General features: G+C 60.4%; 20 protein-coding genes. 12 read left to right on the top strand and 8 right to left on the bottom strand.

The genetic code is table 11. The features are described 5' to 3' along the window. The 7 genes from PYR71_RS24190 to PYR71_RS24160 all read right to left on the bottom strand — a co-directional run bounded on the left by PYR71_RS24190 (position 1) and on the right by PYR71_RS24160 (position 6998). Positions 1 to 750 (bottom strand): glycerophosphoryl diester phosphodiesterase, encoded by a 750-nt coding sequence (locus PYR71_RS24190; RefSeq protein WP_275621141.1) that lies wholly within the window; start codon positions 748 to 750, stop codon positions 1 to 3. Positions 751 to 813: 63 nt separating this feature from the next. Beyond that, positions 814 to 1860, bottom strand: coding sequence for a sn-glycerol-3-phosphate import ATP-binding protein UgpC (locus PYR71_RS24185; RefSeq protein ID WP_275621140.1), 1047 nt, complete (start codon positions 1858 to 1860; stop codon positions 814 to 816). A 1-nt stretch (position 1861) separates the two neighbouring features. Next, on the bottom strand, positions 1862 to 2710 hold the full coding sequence (gene ugpE / locus PYR71_RS24180) for a sn-glycerol-3-phosphate ABC transporter permease UgpE (protein WP_183916464.1): 849 nt from the start codon (positions 2708 to 2710) through the stop codon (positions 1862 to 1864). 12 nt (positions 2711 to 2722) lie between these two features. Next, a complete protein-coding gene (ugpA, locus tag PYR71_RS24175) occupies positions 2723 to 3607 on the bottom strand; it encodes a sn-glycerol-3-phosphate ABC transporter permease UgpA (protein WP_183916462.1) in 885 nt (294 codons plus the stop codon). Between the two features lie 60 nt (positions 3608 to 3667). Further along, complete coding sequence (gene ugpB / locus PYR71_RS24170) at positions 3668 to 4990, bottom strand: sn-glycerol-3-phosphate ABC transporter substrate-binding protein UgpB (RefSeq protein ID WP_183916460.1); 1323 nt, start codon at positions 4988 to 4990, stop codon at positions 3668 to 3670. A gap of 427 nt (positions 4991 to 5417) precedes the next feature. Further along, complete coding sequence (locus tag PYR71_RS24165) at positions 5418 to 6140, bottom strand: RraA family protein (RefSeq protein WP_275621139.1); 723 nt, start codon at positions 6138 to 6140, stop codon at positions 5418 to 5420. Between the two features lie 72 nt (positions 6141 to 6212). Continuing rightward, the gene (locus PYR71_RS24160) at positions 6213 to 6998 is read right to left on the bottom strand and encodes an IclR family transcriptional regulator (RefSeq protein WP_275621138.1); all 786 of its coding nucleotides are present in this window, start codon (positions 6996 to 6998) and stop codon (positions 6213 to 6215) included. Between the two features lie 201 nt (positions 6999 to 7199). Here PYR71_RS24160 and PYR71_RS24155 point away from each other — a divergent pair, with 201 nt between their 5' ends. From PYR71_RS24155 to PYR71_RS24135, 5 genes are read left to right on the top strand one after another with little or no spacing between them, the layout of a single operon-like run. Next, entirely contained in the window at positions 7200 to 8717 is a 1518-nt protein-coding gene (locus PYR71_RS24155; protein WP_323115740.1) for an ABC transporter substrate-binding protein, read from the top strand. A gap of 36 nt (positions 8718 to 8753) precedes the next feature. Further along, positions 8754 to 9674: an ABC transporter permease gene (locus PYR71_RS24150; protein WP_183916452.1), complete on the top strand. Its 921-nt coding sequence runs from the start codon at positions 8754 to 8756 to the stop codon at positions 9672 to 9674. Continuing rightward, positions 9671 to 10588: an ABC transporter permease gene (locus tag PYR71_RS24145; RefSeq protein ID WP_275621136.1), complete on the top strand. Its 918-nt coding sequence runs from the start codon at positions 9671 to 9673 to the stop codon at positions 10586 to 10588. Before PYR71_RS24150 ends, PYR71_RS24145 begins: the two co-directional genes overlap by 4 nt. Next, entirely contained in the window at positions 10588 to 11559 is a 972-nt protein-coding gene (locus tag PYR71_RS24140) for an ABC transporter ATP-binding protein (protein WP_275621135.1), read from the top strand. The genes PYR71_RS24145 and PYR71_RS24140 overlap by 1 nt, the downstream gene beginning before the upstream one ends. Then, positions 11556 to 12542: an ABC transporter ATP-binding protein gene (locus tag PYR71_RS24135; RefSeq protein WP_275621134.1), complete on the top strand. Its 987-nt coding sequence runs from the start codon at positions 11556 to 11558 to the stop codon at positions 12540 to 12542. Before PYR71_RS24140 ends, PYR71_RS24135 begins: the two co-directional genes overlap by 4 nt. A 51-nt stretch (positions 12543 to 12593) precedes the next feature. Here the strand turns inward: PYR71_RS24135 and PYR71_RS24130 are convergent, their stop codons facing one another. Then, positions 12594 to 13109 carry a prepilin peptidase gene (locus PYR71_RS24130; RefSeq protein ID WP_275621232.1) on the bottom strand — a complete coding sequence of 172 codons (516 nt, stop codon included), beginning with the start codon at positions 13107 to 13109 and terminating at the stop codon, positions 12594 to 12596. 261 nt (positions 13110 to 13370) lie between these two features. Between PYR71_RS24130 and PYR71_RS24125 the strand changes: the two genes are divergently transcribed. The 7 genes from PYR71_RS24125 to PYR71_RS24095 all read left to right on the top strand — a co-directional run bounded on the left by PYR71_RS24125 (position 13371) and on the right by PYR71_RS24095 (position 19225). Continuing rightward, on the top strand, positions 13371 to 13571 hold the full coding sequence (locus tag PYR71_RS24125) for a hypothetical protein (RefSeq protein WP_183916441.1): 201 nt from the start codon (positions 13371 to 13373) through the stop codon (positions 13569 to 13571). A 121-nt stretch (positions 13572 to 13692) separates the two neighbouring features. After that, on the top strand, positions 13693 to 14607 hold the full coding sequence (gene cpaB, locus PYR71_RS24120) for a Flp pilus assembly protein CpaB (RefSeq protein ID WP_183916439.1): 915 nt from the start codon (positions 13693 to 13695) through the stop codon (positions 14605 to 14607). Between the two features lie 55 nt (positions 14608 to 14662). Continuing rightward, positions 14663 to 16150, top strand: a complete 1488-nt coding sequence (locus PYR71_RS24115; RefSeq protein ID WP_183916437.1) for a type II and III secretion system protein family protein — start codon at positions 14663 to 14665, stop codon at positions 16148 to 16150. Continuing rightward, positions 16134 to 16439 (top strand): hypothetical protein, encoded by a 306-nt coding sequence (locus tag PYR71_RS24110; RefSeq protein WP_275621133.1) that lies wholly within the window; start codon positions 16134 to 16136, stop codon positions 16437 to 16439. The genes PYR71_RS24115 and PYR71_RS24110 overlap by 17 nt, the downstream gene beginning before the upstream one ends. 91 nt (positions 16440 to 16530) lie before the next feature. Further along, positions 16531 to 18132 carry a TadE/TadG family type IV pilus assembly protein gene (locus PYR71_RS24105; protein ID WP_275621132.1) on the top strand — a complete coding sequence of 534 codons (1602 nt, stop codon included), beginning with the start codon at positions 16531 to 16533 and terminating at the stop codon, positions 18130 to 18132. After that, positions 18129 to 18608 carry a TadE/TadG family type IV pilus assembly protein gene (locus tag PYR71_RS24100; protein WP_275621131.1) on the top strand — a complete coding sequence of 160 codons (480 nt, stop codon included), beginning with the start codon at positions 18129 to 18131 and terminating at the stop codon, positions 18606 to 18608. The genes PYR71_RS24105 and PYR71_RS24100 overlap by 4 nt, the downstream gene beginning before the upstream one ends. Further along, entirely contained in the window at positions 18602 to 19225 is a 624-nt protein-coding gene (locus tag PYR71_RS24095) for a TadE/TadG family type IV pilus assembly protein (RefSeq protein ID WP_275621130.1), read from the top strand. The genes PYR71_RS24100 and PYR71_RS24095 overlap by 7 nt, the downstream gene beginning before the upstream one ends. The last annotated feature ends 2 nt before the right edge of the window (positions 19226 to 19227 follow it).

The following is a 19227-nucleotide window of genomic DNA, read 5'->3' as shown; positions in this document are numbered from 1 at the left end:
CTAGGAAAGATAGACACTCGGGTCGTCTGTTATCACACCGGTCAAGCCGGCATCCCAGAAAGATGCGAGCTGTCGAGGATCGTTGCAGGTCCAGGCCCGAACCTTGATGCCGTGACGCACCGCCTCTTCGAGGAACCCGATGCTGAGAGATTTGTAACCAAGATGGACTGTCGTTGCCGGAATCGATTGGAGGATGTCTTTCCAGTCATCCGGCACCCTGCTCCACAGCATGGCGAGCTCGTAGCCGGGATTGATTTCGTGCATGCGCTTGAGTGCAGCAGCGTCAAAGCTCGATATCATGATCTCAGTTTGCGGCGCGCGCGCCCGAAGATGTTCATCAACGGTTTTCACCAGTTGCTCGAGCGATTTGTGATGCGGGTGCTGCTTGATCTCGACATTGGCATTCAGCCCCAGTTCCGCCAAGGCGGACACGGCCGCGGCAAGGGTCGGCAAGGGCTCGCCCCTGAAGCGAGGATCGAACCAGGCGCCTGCATCGATCGTCTCGAGATCGGCTGCGGTGAGGTCACCGAGATTGCCCGTCGACGAAGAGCAACGGTCGACTGAAACGTCGTGGATGACGACGGCCGTTCCGTCACCGAGCAGCGCGACATCGAACTCGACCCATTCGGCCCCCTGCTCGGCCGCCGCCCGAAAAGCGGCTATCGTGTTTTCCGGAGCGACGGACGATGCGCCCCGATGCGCCTGAACCTCGCTGCGGGAAGGTCCGGATCTTCGCTCTGATTCCTTCATTCACTCGTCTCTTTCGTCGTTTCTCGTGGCATCAGACTTACAGGAGAGCCCATGGGCGGCATCTCAGTCCGTGCGCCTTCCGGTCCTGCTGTTGAAGGGATGCATCTGATCGACGCGGGCAAAGACATCGATCCTGGCGGACTCGGCAAAGTCCGGCCGTCCCTGAACGGTCAGGACAATCGTCTGCTGGCTCTCGCCCAACCTGACATGCAGGTGGCTTTCGCCGCCGATCGGCTCCAGCAATTCGACGATCGCATTCAGGCGGATGGAAGTCCCGGCAGGCTTTTCGACGTGCAGTGCATCCGGCCGAAGCCCGACCACATCCGTTCCCGCAGGCAGGGCAAGGCGTCGCTCTGCCTCGACCGTATCGAGCACCTCGACCGGCACGAGGTTCATCGGCGGAGAGCCGATGAAGCCGGCAACGAACAGGCTCGCCGGCCGGTCGTAGACCTCGACCGGCGTCCCCACTTGCTCGACCAGCCCGCCATTCATGACGACGAGCCTGTCGGCAAGCGTCATGGCTTCGAGCTGGTCATGGGTGACGTAGATGCTGGTGGTCTTCAGGCGGCGTTGCAGCCTGCGGATTTCAACGCGCATCTGTACGCGCAGCTTGGCATCGAGATTGGACAGCGGCTCGTCAAACAGAAACGCTGCCGGCTCGCGCACGATGGCACGTCCCATCGCGACGCGTTGGCGCTGGCCTCCCGACAATTCGCGTGGCTTGCGATCGAGCAATGGTCCGATTTCGAGGATGTCGGCCGCCTCCTTGACGCGGCGGTCGATTTCCGCGCGGGCTGTGCCACGGTTTTTCAAACCATATTCCAGATTTCCGCGCACCGTCATATGCGGATAAAGCGCGTAGTTCTGGAAGACCATGGCGATGTCGCGCTCTGCCGGCTCCGCCTTGTTCACGTTGCGGCCGGCAATTTCGACTTGCCCGTCGCTGATCGACTCCAATCCGGCAACCATGCGAAGCAAGGTAGATTTGCCGCAGCCGGAAGGACCGACGAGGACGATGAACTCGCCGTCTGCAACAGCCAGATTGATGCCTTTGACGGCGGGAACGGACCCATAGCTTTTCTTGACGTCGATAATATTGATCGTGGCCATTTCATTTCTCCGTTTCGACCAGGCCTTTGACGAAAAGGCGTTGCATGGCGACGATGACGAGGACGGGCGGCAAAGCGGCCAGGATGACCGCTGCCATGACGAGATTCCATCTTGGCTCGGCATCGGCGACCGCAGCCATGCGCTGAATACCCATCACGACGGTGTAGAGGCTCTGGTCGGTGGTGACGATCAGAGGCCACAAATACTGGTTCCAGCCGAGCACGAACAGGATGATGAACAGCGCCGCGATATTGGTCACCGAGAGCGGCAGCAGGATGTCGCGGAAGAATTTCAGCGGTCCGGCGCCATCGACGCGCGCGGCCTCCATCAGTTCGTCGGGAACGGTGAGGAAAAACTGGCGGAACAAAAAGGTCGCGGTTGCCGATGCGATCAGCGGAATGATGAGCCCGCCGTAATTGTTCAGCATTCCGAGGTCGGCGACCACCTTGTAGGTCGGAACGATGCGCACCTCGACCGGCAGCATCAGGGTGATGAAGATCATCCAGAAGGCGAGCGTGCGAAAGGGAAACCGGAAATAGACGATCGCGAAGGCGGAGAGAATGGAAATGGCGATCTTACCGACCGCGACACCGACGGCCATGATCAACGAGTTGAGCAGCATCGGCCCGATCGGCGGGGCGCCGGAACTCGTCATTCCCGCCGACAGCATGGTCGAATAGTTTTCGATGAGGTGCGGTCCAGGGACCAACGGTACAACGCCGGACAGGAAGTCGTTCGGACCGTGGCTCGAGGCGATGAAGGCGATATAGACCGGGAAGACCACGATCGTGACGCCCAGGATCAGGACGAGGTGAGCCAGGACATTCAAAAAAGGACGATTTTCAACCACCTTTGACGCTCCTCAATATTGCACGCGGCGTTCGACGAAGCGGAACTGGATCGCGGTGAGAGCAATGACAATCACCATGAGTATGACCGACTGCGCCGCCGAGGAGCCCAGGTTGAGACCGATGAAGCCGTCGAAATAGACCTTGTAGACGAGAATTTCCGTGGCGCGCGCCGGTCCGCCCTGCGTCGTCGCGTGAACGATGCCGAAGGTATCGAACATCGCGTAAACGATGTTGATGACGACCAGATAGAAGGTGGTCGGCGAGATCAACGGGAACACGATCGTCCAGAAGCGCTTCACCGGCCCGGCGCCGTCGATGGCGCCGGCTTCCTGGAGCGAGCGCGGCACGGATTGCAGCGCGGCCAGGAAGAACAGAAAGTTATAGGAAATCTGTTTCCATGTGGCGGCGATGACGATCAGGACCATCGCATCGTTCGGATTGACCAGATGGTTCCAACTGACCCCCATGCTGCGAAGCATATAGGCGACGATGCCAATCGAGGGGTTGAACATAAACCACCAGAGAATGCCGGCAATCGCGGGTGCAACGGCGTAAGGCCAGATCAGCAAGGTCGAATAAAGACGGGATGCGCGCAGCACACGCATGGCCGCGGCGGCCAGAATGAGGGCGATCGTCGTGGACAAGACCGTCACCAGAACGGCAAAGACCAGGGTGTGGCCGAAGGCGTCCATATAGAGCGGGTCGGCAAAGAGCCGGCGATAATTTTGGAACCACACGAAGTTCGTTTTGAAGCCGAAGGCATCCTGGCGAAGGAACGACTGCCAGAAGGCGGTCCCGGCGGGCCACAGGAAGAAGACCACGGTTATCAGAATCTGGGGAGCAATAAGCAGATAAGGCAAGACCTTATTGGGAAAGACGGTCCGTTTGGTTTGCATGGGCCCTCACTGACTGACGGAGAGGCAGGGGCCGGCCGCGCCGACCCCTGCCCGGAGCCCTTAGTTGGCGGATTCGAAATCGCGAAGCTGCTCGTTGCCGCGCGCGACAACGGAATCAAGCGCTTCCTTCGCGGTCTTCTTGCCGCCCAGCAGTGCGGCGAATTCATCGTCGATGATGCCGCGGACCTGGACGTAATTGCCAAACCGGATACCCTTGGAATTTTCGGTCGGCGTGACCCTCGTCAACTGCTTGATGCCGACATCTGCGCCAGGATTCTTTTCATAAAATCCCTGCTCCTGGCTCAGCTTGTAGGCAGCTTCGGTGATCGGCAGGTAGCCTGAGAACTGATGCCAGTCGGCCTGAACTTCCGGCTTCTGCAGATAGGTGTAGAACTTTGCCACACCCTTATATTCTTCTTCCGGGCGGCCCTTCAGCGTCCAAAGCGTGGCGCCGCCGATGATCGAATTGAGCGGCTGCGCAATGACGTCGTCATAATAGGGAAGCGGTGCGAAGCCGACTTTGAAATTTTTGGCATTGTTGATCACGCCGGCACGGCCGGCCGACGAGTTCATGTACATCGCGCATTCCTGCGAATAGAACATCGGAGGGGCGTTATCGCCGCCGACAGGTCCGCCGAATTTAAAGAGCCCTTCATCCTGCCACTTCTTCAGGTTCCCCCAGTGGCGGATCGTCAGATCGTTGTTGAAGGTAAATTCCGCGTCCAGGCCGCCGAAGCCGTTTGCCTTGGTGGAGTAAGGCTTGTCATGCAGGGCGTTGAGATTTTCGGTCTGAATCCATGAAATCCAGGCGCTGGTGAACCCGCACTTGGCAGCGCCCGACTTGACGATCGTACGCGAATAAGACTCTACATCCGCCCAGGTTTTCGGCGGCGTCTCCGGATCAAGGCCAGCCTTCTTGAACACGTCCTTGTTGTAATACATGATCGGCGTGGAGGAGTTGAACGGCAAGGACAAGACATTGCCGCTGGTGTCCGAATAATAACCGACGACGGGCGCAATGAATTTGTTCTGATCCCAGGATTCGCCTTGATCCTTCATCAGTTGGTACACCGGATAGACGGCCCCCTGCGCTGCCATCATGGTTCCGGTGCCGACCTCGTAGACCTGCACGATCGCAGGCTGCTGATTGGCGCGGAAGGCAGCGATGGCGCCTGTCAGAGTCTCGTCATACGTGCCCTTATAGACCGGCACGATTTCATAATCGGATTGAGATGCGTTGAAGCCCTTGGCGATTTGCTCCAGCTTCGCGCCGTTCTCGCCGCCCATTGCATGCCACCACTGGATCTTCGTGGCAGCCATTGCTGGCGCAGACAACGACAGGCTGGTCAGTCCTGCGGTCAGGAAAAAAGCGATCTTATTCATGGTCACTCCCACTTTCTTTCGGTCCGCAGCCTCCCGCTCCAGACGCGCGGCAATGGTAGCAGCGGAGTTTCACATTGCAATAACGGAATGTTCAAATGAACATGTCGAATGCACGCATACTGAGCACCGAACGGCTTCTCAGTGTCACAGCATGATCGGCTTGACCGACATTCGCCGTCAGCCGCTCGAATGCCCAGATACAATGTTCAAATGAACGTCTTGTGTCAGTTGGCGCAAAAATATAGGGGACGCAGAAATTTACCGCAGCAACGAGCGCGTGCCCGCGTCAAGACAAAGCGGCCGACATACGCGAGTTCAAGAATGCAGGACGGCCCTCAAGCCTTCATCGCCGCATCCATGACCGCTTCACGGCGGGTCGGATGTGCGTGACTGACGCCAACGACCTTCAGAAAATATAAGCCACGTCTCAGACGGCTTGAACTCGGGCCTTGCGCCACGCCTGGAACCGCTCGAGCGTTTCTTTGTTGGGCGGGTAGACGCCGAGTGTCGGCTTGCCGGATTCGATCTCCAGCTTCAGGAATTCCTCCTGCTCCTCCATCGCGACTGCCTCGTCGGCAATTTCGCCGACATATTCGCGAGGAATGATGATGACGGCTTCGCAGTCGCCGAAAACGATGTCATCCGGGTAGACCGCAACGCCGCCGCAGGCAATCGGCTGGTTCATATCCGATGCATGATGGGCAACCAGATTGGCGGGCGCTGCAGGACCCAGGCAATAGGTGGGAAGCCCGAGATGGGCGATATCGGCGGTGTCGCGAACACCTCCGTCGAGCACGAGACCGGCGCAGCCGCGATAGACAAGGCGACGAGCCAGTACCGCGCCAATGCCGGCGATCTCGGCGATCGAGCGGCAGTCGAACACAAGCACGTGGCCCTCCGGTATCGTGTCGATCGCCTTGCGCTGCTGGTTTGACGGATCGGAACTATAGGTCGAACCGTCGATATCCTCGCGGGCCGGAATATAACGGACGGTGACGGCCGGACCGATCATCGGTTTTTCGGCGGCCGCGAGCGGGCGCACCCCGCGAACAGCCGTGTTCCTCAGTCCCCGCTTCAGCAGCAAACTGCTGAGACTCGCCGAATTCGTCTGCAAAAGTTTGGCGTAAACCGATGGGTCCAAAGCGGTCATGAGATCCCTCCCCTTGTTCGGCGAAAGATCTACCATATCAAAGCAATTGTTCAATAGCGGATTTATAGTTTCTTATTTGGACAATGGATTGAGCCCATTGATGGTTTTCGTCAGCGTAGCAGCCGCCTCCAGGACCTCGCGCCTGATCGACCGAGCCCGATCCGGTGTTGCCTCCCCAATGAAAGGCACGCTGACGGTGGCGATCAGACGACCTTGATCATCGAATACTGGTGCGGCGAAGGCGCGCAAGCCGAGGTTGGATTCCTGATTGTCCTCAGCGTATCCGTTGCGGCGAATTTCCACGAGTGCTTCTTTCAGCGCCTCCGGATCAGTCATCGTGTAGGGCGTCTTGGCCTCCAGCCCGCCGGAGCAGTAGGCTTCGGTTTCGCTATAGTCCGAATAGGCCAGAGCAAGCTTGCCCGCCGCTCCGACGTGCTTGCGCGAGCGCGCGCCGACCTTGATAAACAAAGCATAATCGCCGGGGCTCGAAGCGGCGAATATCGTCATCATCTCATGCCCCTCGGGCACGGCCAGCTTGAAGGATTCCATTATCCTCTCCGCCGCCGCCGCAAGAATTGGCCTTGCCGCCTCGATGAGCGTCACCCGATCGGCACCGGGCGATATCCGCCGGGCAAGCTCGACGAATTTCGGCCCCAGTTCGTAGGAGGCTCCGCCATTGACCCGCGCGACCAGGCCGTGCGCGGTCAGCGAATTCAGAATGCGGTAGACCGTGGAGCGGGGCACACGCAGCTGATCGACCAGAGCCCCAAGGGAAATGCCAGTTTTCGCATCGGCCACCGCCTCAAGCAGATGGGCCGTCTTTTCCACCACAGGAGAACCATGCTTTGGTTCATTCATGAAATTCATATTCCATTAGAGAATTAATTTTCTTGACTTGCTCGGTGTCGCCAACCATCTTGTCCACCGCAAGTGTCGTATTTGACACTACGCGCTTGCGGGAGGAAGTAAAGCCGATAGAGCGCCAAAGAGATCGCGCGCAGCCGAACGGCTGCCGTGAACTGGATGCCGGCGCGCGGCTGGGAACGGGAGGAGGCTTTCATGGCGATAAGGACTATCCACGCAATTTGCATCGGGCTGGCAATCTCCTTGGCGGCGAGTGTCGCAATGCCAGCATACGCTGCCGAGGACAAGCTGACGGTTGTGGTAACGGACGAACCGAAGTCGCTGGATCCCTGCGACACAGACCTTTCGGGAAACTCCCGCATCCTGCACAACAATATCACTGAGGCGCTCGTCAACCTCAGCCCGCAGGACGGATCGGTCGTTCCAAGCCTTGCCACCGGCTGGCGACAGGTCGATGAGCTGACCTGGGAGTTCAAGCTGCGCGAGGGCGTGACGTTCCATGACGGCAAGCCGTTCGATTCCAACGCAGTCGTCGCCGCCGTCAAGCGGGCTCAAGACCCGGCACTGGCATGCGAAGTCGGACTGGCCACCTTGAAGGGCGTCAAACTCAACGCACAGGCCGCCGATCCGACGACCGTCCTCATCAAAACCGACGTCGTCGAACCGATCCTGCCGAACAAGATGTCTGCCGTCGACATTGGTTCACCGGCGACCCCGGACGACGGCAAGACGCGCAGCCCGGCCGGAACGGGGCCTTACAAGCTGGAAGCATGGACGCCAGGCCAGTCCGTCACGCTGACGGCCTATGACGGCTATTGGGGCGATAAGCCGGCGATCAAAAACGCGACGATCATCTGGCGTGCCGAATCCGCCGTTCGTGCGGCAATGGTAGAGACCGGAGAAGCGCAGGTCGCCTATGAGATCGCGCCGCAGGACGGCACGACCGAACAGGACCAGGCCTTTCCGAACGCTGAAACTTCGCTGTTGAGGATCGATGCCCAGGTCCCACCACTGAACGACAAACGCGTGCGCGAAGCCCTCAATCTCGCCATCGACCGGGACGGCCTCGTCGGAACCATTTTCCATGGGGACGCCCAGAAGGCGATGCAGGTCGTGCCGCCTTCGGTGTTCGGCTTCAATCCCGACATTCCCGTCTGGACCTATGATCCGGAAAAGGCGAAGTCGCTGCTTGCTGCAGCCAAGGCCGATGGCGTACCGGTCGATAAGGAGATCCTCATCTACGGTCGCATCGGCATCTATCCCAACTCCTCCGAAAGCCTGGAGGCAGTTCAGGCGATGCTCGCGGATGCCGGTTTCAATGCGCGGCTTGAGATGCTCGAGACCAGCCCGTGGCTGAACCGGCTTCTGAAGCCGTGGGGTAAGGATCGCCCGCCGTCCATACTGCAGACGCAGATCGACAATGCCGAGGGAGATGCCGTCTTCACCCTGCCCAACCGCTTCACCACCGACGGCAATCAGGCGACAATCGCAGACCCCAAGCTCGATAAGCTGATCGCCGATGGTTCGAAGGCAACCGGCGACGAGCGCAAGAAGCTGTTCCAGGAAGCGTTCCCTTACATCGCCGTCGATGCGGTCAATATCGCGCCGCTCTTCCACATGGTCTCTATTGCCCGGGTCGCAAAGGACGTGAACTACACCCCCGATGTGCAGGCCGGCAACGAGATCAAGCTGAAGTCGATCAGCTATCGCTGATCGATGAGCCTAAACACTGTCGCCTGAGGAGAGCGGATGTCCCTCGCCTATTTCCTGAAACGTGCCGCCTTCGCAGCGCTCGCACTTGCGGCTCTGATGACGTCAGCCTTTTTTCTCGTGCGGCTGACGGGTGATCCCGTCAATCTCTATCTGCCTGTCGACGCCTCGGATGCGGCGCGCGAAGCCATGCGCGTCCGCCTTGGCCTCGATCGTTCCCTTCTCGCCCAGTTCTTCGATTGGGCCTGGGATATGCTCAGCCTCGATTTCGGCATGTCTCTCTGGCACCATCGTCCCGCGATGAACGTCGTGCTGGAAGCCTTGCCGAACACATTGGCGCTCGGCGCCATTGCCTTGGCGCTTGCCTTTGCCGCCGCGATCGTCGTCGGGTCGATTGCGGCAGTGAATGCCGGTGGCTGGATCGACCGGGGCATCAACCTCCTGTCGCAGTCCGCCGCCAGCGTACCCGATTTCTGGCTCGGCCTGATGGGTGTCCTTCTGTTTGCGGTCACCTTCCGAATTCTACCGACCTCAGGCTTTGGCGGTCCCGTCTACTGGGTGTTGCCGGTCGCCTGCCTGTTTGCCCGACCTTTCGGAACTCTGGTGCAGATCGTCCGCGGCTCGATGATCGAAGCGCTGAACGCGACATTCGTCCGCACTGCCCGCGCCAAGGGTGCCCGCGATGGACGCGTCACCTTCGTGCACGCGCTTCGCAACGCGCTCCTTCCGGCGGTCACGGTGACCGGCGACCTCGCCGCCCAGTTCGCCGGCGGCGGCGGTGTCGTCGAAGTGGTCTTCGGCTTTCCTGGCATCGGCAAACTGCTGATCGACGGCATCCTGAAACGCGATTTCGCGATCGTTCAGGCATCGATCTTTGCCGTCGCCGTCGTCATCTTCGTCATCAATATCCTGATCGACATGCTCTATGCCTCGATCGATCCGCGCGTGAGGGTCGAATGACCGACACATCCGCCGAGCTCCTTCCCGTCCGAGAGCGCCGCGGCAGGCGCATCCTCTGGCTCATGCGGGCGCTTTCGGGAGATCCGATGGCGGTGGCGGCAACCATCTGGCTGCTGATTGTCGTGCTTGCCGTTGTCGCTGACAGCCTTTCGCTCCTGGGTGAGAACCGCATCTCGCTCAAGGCACGCAACCTGCCGCCCTTCAACTTCGGGCAGTCCTGGAGCTTGTGGCTGGGCGCCGATGCGCTCGGACGCCCGCTCCTCGTCCGTCTCATCGAGGCGGCATCGACGACGATCGGGATCGCTCTCGTCACGGTATTGACGAGCCTGGCCGGGGGGACGCTGCTCGGCGTCGTCGCCGGCTATTTCGGCGGCTTCGTCGGCAGCCTCATCATGCGGATCTGCGACATTATCCTCGGCTTCCCGACGCTGCTGGTGGCCTTGTTCGGCCTCTATCTATTCGGCCCGAGCGTCGGAAACCTCGTGATCGTGCTCGCCGTGACCCGCATGCCGGCCTATATCCGAGTCGCACGGGCCGAAACGCTGGAGGTCCGCGAGAGGCTGTTCGTCGATGCGGCGCGCGTCTTCGGCGGCGGACCAGCCTGGATCCTGCGCACCCACATTCTCCCGAGCGTCGCACCGACAATGCTGACGCTCGCCTCCGTCAATCTTGCCATGGTCATGCTGTTCGAATCCGGGCTCAGTTATCTCGGACTTGGGATACAGCCGCCTTCGGTCAGCTGGGGCCTGATGGTCGCGCAGGGCCAGGGCTACCTGTCCTCCGCCTGGTGGCTCAGCTTCTTCCCCGGGCTTGCCGTCATGTTCACCACCATGTCCTTCAACCTTCTCGCCAACTGGTTCCGGATCGTCAATGATCCGTCACAGCACTGGCGGCTTGTCAGCCGGAGGCGCTGATGACTCTTCTCGATGTTAGGGACCTTCAGGTCAGCTTCGATACGGCTGCCGGCCGCATCCTCGCGCTCAACGGCGTTTCCTTCTCGCTTGAGCGCGGCGAGGTTCTGGCGCTTCTGGGAGAAAGCGGCTCGGGAAAGTCGGTGACCGCCTCGGCCATCATGGACCTCGTTCCCGATCCGCCTGGCGCCATCGACCGCGGCTCCATCCGCTTCGAGGGCACCGAGTTGCTGCAACTTCCGAGGAGCGAGCGGCGTGATCTGTGCGGTGACCGGATCGCCCTGATCTTCCAGGACGCGCTGGCGTCGCTCAACCCGGTCTATCCGGTCGGCTGGCAGATCGCCGAGATGTTCCGCATCCATGGGCGCAAGCCGGAGGGCGGTGTGGAAAATGCGGTGATCGACCTGCTGACGGCGATCGGTATTCCCGACTCCGAACGGCGCGCCAGGCAATATCCGCACGAGTTTTCGGGCGGCATGCGCCAGCGCATCATGATCGCCATGGCCGTGGCGCTCGAACCGGATATCATCATTGCCGACGAGCCGACAACGGCGCTCGACGTTACGATCCAGGCGCAGGTGGTCGAGCTACTCCGCACCATCCGCGGCCGCAGCAATGCCGGCATGATCTTCATCACCCATGATCTCGGCGTGGTGGCCGAGCTGGCAGACCGTGTCGCGGTCATGTATGCCGGCCGCATCGTCGAAACCGCAAGTGTTTTCGAACTCTTCGAGGATGCCCGGCATCCTTACAGCGTCGGGCTGCTTGCCTCGCAGCCGCGCATCGACACCGATGAGGACGAACTGATCCCGATCCCCGGCTCGGCCCCCAATCCTGTCGCCCTGCCGTCCGGCTGTGCCTTCAGGACACGCTGTCCGCGCGCCGAGGGCGTCTGCGCCGAGCTGGCGCCTCGTCTTGAAACCGTCGGTCCAGGCCGCCAGGCCGCCTGCCACTTCCCGGTAACGCCAGCATGACCGAGCCTCTTCTCAAAGTGCAAAATCTCTCCCGGCATTTCGGCAGTGGCGCAACGGCGGTACGCGCCGTCGATGACGTCAGCTTCGACATCGCCCATGGAGAAACGGTCGGCCTCGTCGGCGAAAGCGGATGCGGCAAGACCTCGCTGGTACGCACACTCCTGAAGCTCGGGCCGGCAACGAGCGGCAGCGTCCTGCTCGACGGCGTCGAGATCACCAGTGCAAGCGGCCGCCAGTTGCACGATCTGCGCCGAAAGATGCAGGTCATCTTCCAGGACCCCTACCAGTCGCTCAATCCGCGCCTGCGGGTCGACCGGTTAATTGCCGAACCCTGGGCGCTGCATCCCGGCGTCCTGCCCAAATCCAAATGGCGGGAGGAGACGGTCAGGCTGCTCGAATCCGTCGGATTGCGCGCCGAACATGCGGACCGCTATCCCTCCGAATTTTCGGGAGGCCAGCGTCAGCGGCTCGGCATCGCGCGCGCCCTGACCCTCGATCCGACCCTCCTCGTCTGCGACGAGCCGGTCTCGGCCCTCGACGTCTCGGTCCAGGCGCAGGTCGTCAATCTGCTCGCCAGGCTGAGGCGCGAGCGCAATCTGGCGATGCTGTTCGTCGCCCATGATCTGGCCGTCGTGCGGCATGTCTCCGACCGCGTGATGGTCATGTATCTCGGCAAAATCATTGAAACAGGGCCGAAACAGTCGATTTTCAGCGCGCCGGCCCATCCTTACACGCAGGCTCTGATGTCGGCAGTCCCGACACCGGATCCGCGGCTTGGCGGACAACGCAGCCGCATCGTTCTGAAAGGCGACCTGCCAAGCCCCGTCGATCCACCGAGCGGATGCCGGTTTCGAACGCGCTGCTGGAAGGCGACCTCGATCTGCGCGGAACAGGAGCCGGCATTGACGAACAGGACGGCAGCCCCCGGGCTGCTGACCGCCTGCCATCACGCCGATCCGGGTTTTTCCGCGAATGCCATCTGACTTCACCGGAGCGGCCAGGCTTCTCTTGCGAGGAAGCTATGTCCACGCCGGTCACCGTAGCTGCAGAGCCAAGGTAAGGAGCGCGGCGAAGACCATGAGGACGCCGTAAGGTATCTTCCGGCTTGCCCGGATTTCCTCGATGCGCATGAAAAAGGCGAGATGTGCGACGCGCAACGGTACCGGCAGCCGCAGGACCAAGAGCGTCACGACGCCGAGGACGAGGAGCAAGAACGAAAACGGCAGCATTCCGTGCCATCCGACAAAAAGGCCGATCGGGAGGAAAAGCTTGGCGTCTCCTGCGCCAAACAGCCGGAACGCCCATAGCATCACGCCGAGCATAAACATCAGCAGACCGGCCCCAATGTCGCCTCCAATTCCGCTCGAAGCAAACAACGCAGCGCCGAGATCCTCGGAGCCTAGCATCACGGCCACCGCGCGCACTGCATAAAGTGTCACGAGCGCAAGCGCGACCGCATTGGGGAGCTTCCAGGTGCGGAAATCGGTCCAGGCGGCATAGAGAAAAAGTAATACCGAAAGCGAATTAACAACAACTATCATTCCAATCATAGGATTCAACCTTTTGGGCTATGGAAATCTACCACGTAGGTCCGTTTTTACTCAGATTCGGCATATTTTCCCGGGTTTTTATGATCAGTCCTCGTGTTTTGGTCTTAACCATAAGTATAGTTCTCAATTCGAGCTGGTATAAAACAATTGACTAAATTAGAATTAACAGACTATTAATATTTCCAGTCGAAGGGGCGGTCTCAACGACAAAGCGTGCCGGGGGAATTACGGCGCACAACTTACCTGGGAGGTTAATTCTCGATGAAAGCATTTGTAAATAGCGTACGCGCTTTCGCGCGGGAAGAAGATGGCGTCGCGCTGACTGAATATCTTATTCTGCTTGGTTTGTTGGTCGGCGGAGTTGTTGCATCAGTTGTCCTGATCGGCGGTGAACTCAACACGGCATGGGCATCGTGGGCCACTTGGTTCCAAGCACAAAATCTGGAAGCGCCGCCGGCCTGATGCACCTCAGCTGCTTCCTGAGCAGCGTTTTTGAGCTGAAGAGAGGGGTTTTGTTAACCCCTTTCTTCTAAATTAGCAGCAATGAATGGATGCGCTCCGTCCAGTGTAGCGAGTAACCGCGATGCGTTCTTCAACGATTTTAAGCCTCGTTATTGCATTTGTACTCGCCGCCGCCGCAGTTTTCGGCATGCGCGCGTATCTCTCCGATCAGAAGGCCCGGCTGCTGGCGATGAACGGCGTGAAGGCCGAGGAACGGACACTTGTCGTCGCCGCCAAGCCAATGCGCTTCGGCGACCGGATCCGATCCGAAAATCTCAGGGCCATTCCGTGGCCCTCCAATGAAACACCCACGGGCTCATTCGTTAGTATCGATCTGGTCGTCGGCAATGATGCCCAGCCGCGTTATGCCATGGCCGCGATCGACCCTGGCGAGCCGGTGCTATCCTCGAAGATCACGGGTGCCGGCGAACGCGCCACGCTGTCGGCGGCGCTCGACCAGGGCATGAAGGCAGTCTCCATCCGTGTCAACGACGTGCTCGGCGTTGCCGGCTTCGTAAGACCTTCGGATCGCGTCGACGTGCTTCTGACGCGGGTCGTGCGCGGACCGGCAGGCAACGATCAGACCTTCGTCGACGTGCTGCTGCAGGGCGTCAAAGTGCTTGCAGTGGACCAGACGGCAGACGAGCGCAAGGACGAGCCGTCCGTCGTCAAGACCGTGACCTTTGAGGTCACGACTGATGAGGCCCAGCGCCTTACCCTCGGCTCCAGTATCGGCACGCTCTCGCTGGCGCTTCGCAATGTTGCCTCTTCCTCTGTCGAACAGACGCGGCCGATCACCGTCGCCGACCTCGGTGGCGGCGCGATGGCGACGGAACTGGGCAAGGATTTGGAAAAGATGTTGCCAGAACCCGAAAAACAAGTGCAGATTGTGGAACAAAAGGTTGAACCGGTGTTGCCGGTTGAGCCGAAGTGGGTGACAGTGGGTGTCTGGAACACGACGAAGCGCGAGGAGCACCGAGTCGGCCTGGTCCAGTGATGTTTATGCGGCATGCCGCAGGTGCGGCCGGCCGGAGGAAGGGGCTAAAGCAGGCATGGCGTATGGCAAGAGAAGAATCGCAAGGACGAAAAGCCTTGCGGCATTAGCGGCAGTGTTTTCGGCCTGTGTGTGTTTAGGCCCCGGATTTGCCGGCTGCGCCAACGCACAGGAAAAATCCATCTCACTCGGCAGATCGGTCCAGCACGTGACGTTGCCTCCGAACGAGACGTTGACGCTCAACACCGGCCAGCCTTTCGGGGATCTCGTCATCGGCAGCGCCGATATGATCGACGTAGTGCCGCTTTCCGACAAGTCGCTGTTCATTCGCGGCAAAAAGACCGGCGCCACCAATATCTCGGTCTATGGCGACGACAAGTCGCTTCTCGGTGTCATTGACATCCGCGTTGCCAGCGACTTCAGTGAAGTCGCCTCCGCCATTCGCTCAGCCGCGCCCTCGGCTCGGGTCAGGGTAATCAACTCCAACGATCGCATTCGCCTGACAGGCTTCGTCCGTGACGGCATCGAACTGCAGCGGGTGATGGAAATCGCCCAGTCCTATTCCGACCAGCCGGTGCTGAATCAGTTGCGCGTCAGTGACAGCCAGCAGGTGATGCTGGAGGTCCGTGTCATCGAAGCCTCGCGCCAGACGGGTCGTGACCTCGGGATCGGTTGGTCCGGGCAGGGCAACAACAACCGCATCGGCAAGGCAACCACCAGCCAGGGGATCGCCGTGGACGACGGCAGCTTGGCCCGTACCCTTCTTGACCCCAAGGGTGCGGCAACGGGTGCGCTGCCCTTCGGCCAGTTGATTGCCAAGGTGCTGGAAATCTCGGGCGGCCACATCGATGTGGTCATCAACGCCCTCGAGCAGAAGGGATTGGTGCGCCGCCTGGCTCAGCCGAACCTCATCGCCATGAGCGGCTCGACCGCCAGCTTCCATGCCGGCGGTGAAGTGCCGATCCTGAAGACGACGAACAACGGCACAACTGTCGCCACCGAGACGGACTATCGCCCCTTCGGTGTGCGACTGACCTTCAAGCCGGTGGTTCTTGATGATGGCCTCATCAACCTGGAGATCGAACCTGAGGTTTCCGAGATTGATCCGTCGATCAACGTCAACGGCAATCCGGGGTTCATCTCGCGCGCTGCCAGCACCACGGTCGCGCTCCGCGACGGCCAGAGCTTTGCCTTGGCCGGCCTGCTGCAGTCGATCAATGCTAAAGACATCCAGCAATTGCCGGGACTCGGGCAGATACCGGTCCTCGGCGCACTGTTCCGTTCGACGAGTTTCCAGAAGAAGGAATCCGATCTCGTTATCGTTGTCACGCCACACATTGTGCGCCCGGCCCGCCCGGGTGAGGACCTCTACAGTCCGCTCGATCAGACGCGCTCGTCTAACGACGTGGAGCTCTTCGCACTCGGTGTCCTGGAAGTCGACAAGGACATGCTCCGACGCTTTCGCAATGGCGTAGGCGTGACCGGGCCTTACGGTCATCGTCTCGACCTGAACCAGGGAGTCCAAGCCGTTGCTACAAAACGCTAAGCGCGTCCTTCTCGTCCTTGCAGCCGCCGGCCTCGCTTCCGGCTGCGCCGACTACTTGAACCATCGCGACTCGGTCACTTTCGGGGTCGGGAACGCCGTGGAAGCAAACAAGGCCATCCATATTGAGGACCCGTTCCCGCCGGAAGCCCAGCGAACCCAGATCGCAAGCGATGGCAAGGTCATCCGCAGGGTGGTCACTCAATATCAGAACGGCGGGCTGGGCGTTGTTCAGCCGTCGCCGGCCATGGGGGCGAATGGGGCCTCCAACGGGGCGACCGCCAGCCAGTAGCTGGCGAAAGGCATGAACGGCGGCAGCGCCGGAGGGGAAAATGCACGAAAAGGGGTCGTCACGACGATAGCGCCGTGACGGGGGGACGCCAATGCTCAGCAGGGTTGTCAGACGCTTCTGGAACGATCATCGTGGCTATGTCATCGCCTTGACGCTCATCGCCATGCCGATGCTTCTCGGCTTTTCGCTGCTGGTCATGGATGTCGGCCGCAGCAGCAACCTGCATACCGATCTCCAGAACGCGGTCGACGCGATGGCGCTGGCCGGAGCCCGTGAACTCGATGGCCGCGACGATGCCATTTCACGGGCGCAGACGGCGATCGAGAAAATCGCCAACAGCGCGGCTTTCTCCGGCGGTGGGACCGGCATGTCCCTTGGCTCGAATATCAGCGTGACCTATGACGCCGGCAACGATGCCGGAAACACCGTTACCGTGCTTTTTCTGAAGAGCATCCCGGCCGACGACGATACGCCCATCGCGGCTTCGATGGAAACGACAGAGCCCAGCGAAGCTTCCTATGCCTGGGTCATCGCCAAGCCGCAAGCGATGCAGACGATCTTTCCGATCCCGGTCGGCTTCAACCGCGATACGATCAATATTGCCGCCGACGCCGTGGCGGTATACCACGCCAGCGCCTGCGACGTGACGCCGATCTTTATCTGCAATCCGTTCGAGCCTGCTGGTAACACCAGTGAAAGCGCCAACGCAGATGCCGCTGCCGCCTTGCACACCAATTTTGCGGCCGGCAATCTCTACGGGCGACAGATCGAGCTTCACAGCACCTCATCGTCCAATCCCGGCCCCGGCAATTTCGGCTTCCTGCGGACCCCCTTGGGCAATGGTGCCTCCGTGCTGGCGGAGGCTCTTGCCACCGGCAATCCCGGCGCCTGCTACACCCAGGACAATCTCGACACGGAGACCGGCGCAGTGGCGGGGCCTGTCGAAGACGGGGTGAATACGCGCTTCGGCTTTTATGCCTCCTCGTTCAACAAGGCGAAGGGAGATTATCGATACCGTCCTGCCCGAAACGTACGCTCCGCTCGGACAACCACCAAGGGAAAGCCAGGCTGCGATACCTATACTCCGGTCATGGTCGGGGATGTTGTCGGCGATGCGACCAAGGCTTTGCCGCTCGGCTACGGAGCGGCCATGAGCTCGCTTTCCGGCGGCAAGATCAGCAGCGGCAACAACTGGAACTACACGACCTATTGGAATGTCGCGCAGGGCACGGCTGCGCCCTCGGTGAGCACGGTCCTCAGCAACTACTCCAGTTATCCCCCGCAGGCGACTGGAACACCAAGCCAGCCTTCCGCATACGACGTTTATCGTTACGAGCTTGCCAACCCATCTCTGATCAACCATGCCTCGGCGAATGGCGAAACGGGCAAACCGACAACCGGCGGCCAGTGCTATACCGGCCCGGACCTTTCGAACTATACGGCGGCTGAATATGGTGATCGCCGCGAGATCTTCTCAGCCATCGTCAACTGTGGCTATGAAGCCTCGGTCGGTCATCTGAACGGTCACAAGGCCACCCGCGCCGTCGCCTTCGCGCGCATGTTCCTGACCAAGCCGGCGATAAAGGATTCTAGCGAACGATACCTTTCCCTAGAGATGATCGACATCACCGGCAAGGGTGGTCGCGGTACGGCAGACGAATTCCTGCGGGAAGAAGCGGAGCTGGTCAGATGATGGCGCTCCGCAATTTTATCCTGCATCGGCTTTGCCCCGGCTTCTGGCGGCGTGAGGAAGGCGCAGTGCTTGCGGAAGCGCTGCTCGCGATCCCCTTTGTCACACTCTTTGCGGCTGCCATACTGGAGTTCGGCAGCATCTTCTGGCAGCGCATGCAGATCGACGCGGGCTTGCGCGATGCCGGGCGCTACCTCTCGCGATGCCGACCCGCGTCGGGAACCTATGTGCCGACATGTAGTCAGGCGACGGCGAAGACGATCGCCTTTTACGGAACGCAAACACCTGCGGCCGACGCTGAACCCCGCGTCCCCGACTGGAAGGACCCCTCCGACATCACCATCACGGCCCCCGATGCGGACGGGAACATCACCCTTTCGACTGCTCATCTCTACAAGAGCTCGCCGGTGTTCGGCTTCCTCGGGATCGATGCCATCACGATCAATTCCTCCCATGAAGAGAGATACATCGGATGGTGACCTTTAGGACAATCAAGACATTCTGGCAGGATAGCAGTGGTGTCAGCCTTGTCGAAGCGTTGCTGACCTTCCCTATCGTTATGCTGGTATTCGCCGCCTTCATCGAGTTCGGCTATGCCATGTCGCAGTGGAATCAGACGGTCAAGGCGCTGCAATATGGTGCCCGCCTGGCGGCCGTATCCGATCCGCTGACAACGAATTTCAATGCCGTTTTCCCGACCGACGCTGCCGATCCGCTCAACAACGGCAAAGCCACACCGAACGATGCCTCGATATCCTCGACCTGCGGACCGGCTCTCGCAAACTGCACGGCGGCATTGGACCGGATCGTCCTGGGAAGCGATGGCCTTTGCAACGCGGGAACTGATCCCCACCCCGGCATTTGCGATCTCAATCGGCGCATCCAACCGCAGAATCTGGTCGTCACCTACCAGCGATCGGGGCTCGGTTATTGGGGCCGCCCGGACGGGCCCGTGCTGACGATGCGACTGGAGGTGCGCGACATCACCTTCGATCTGCCGATCCTCGGCGGGCTGCTGGGGCTCAACGAGGTTACCATCCCGGCCCATCCGGTGACGATCACGACGGAAGACCTGAAGACCTGCTCAACCTGCTGATT

This window comes from Rhizobium mulingense, assembly GCF_029194105.1.
Classification (GTDB): domain Bacteria; phylum Pseudomonadota; class Alphaproteobacteria; order Rhizobiales; family Rhizobiaceae; genus Rhizobium; species Rhizobium mulingense.
This window is presented reverse-complemented; position numbering and strand designations above follow the sequence as displayed.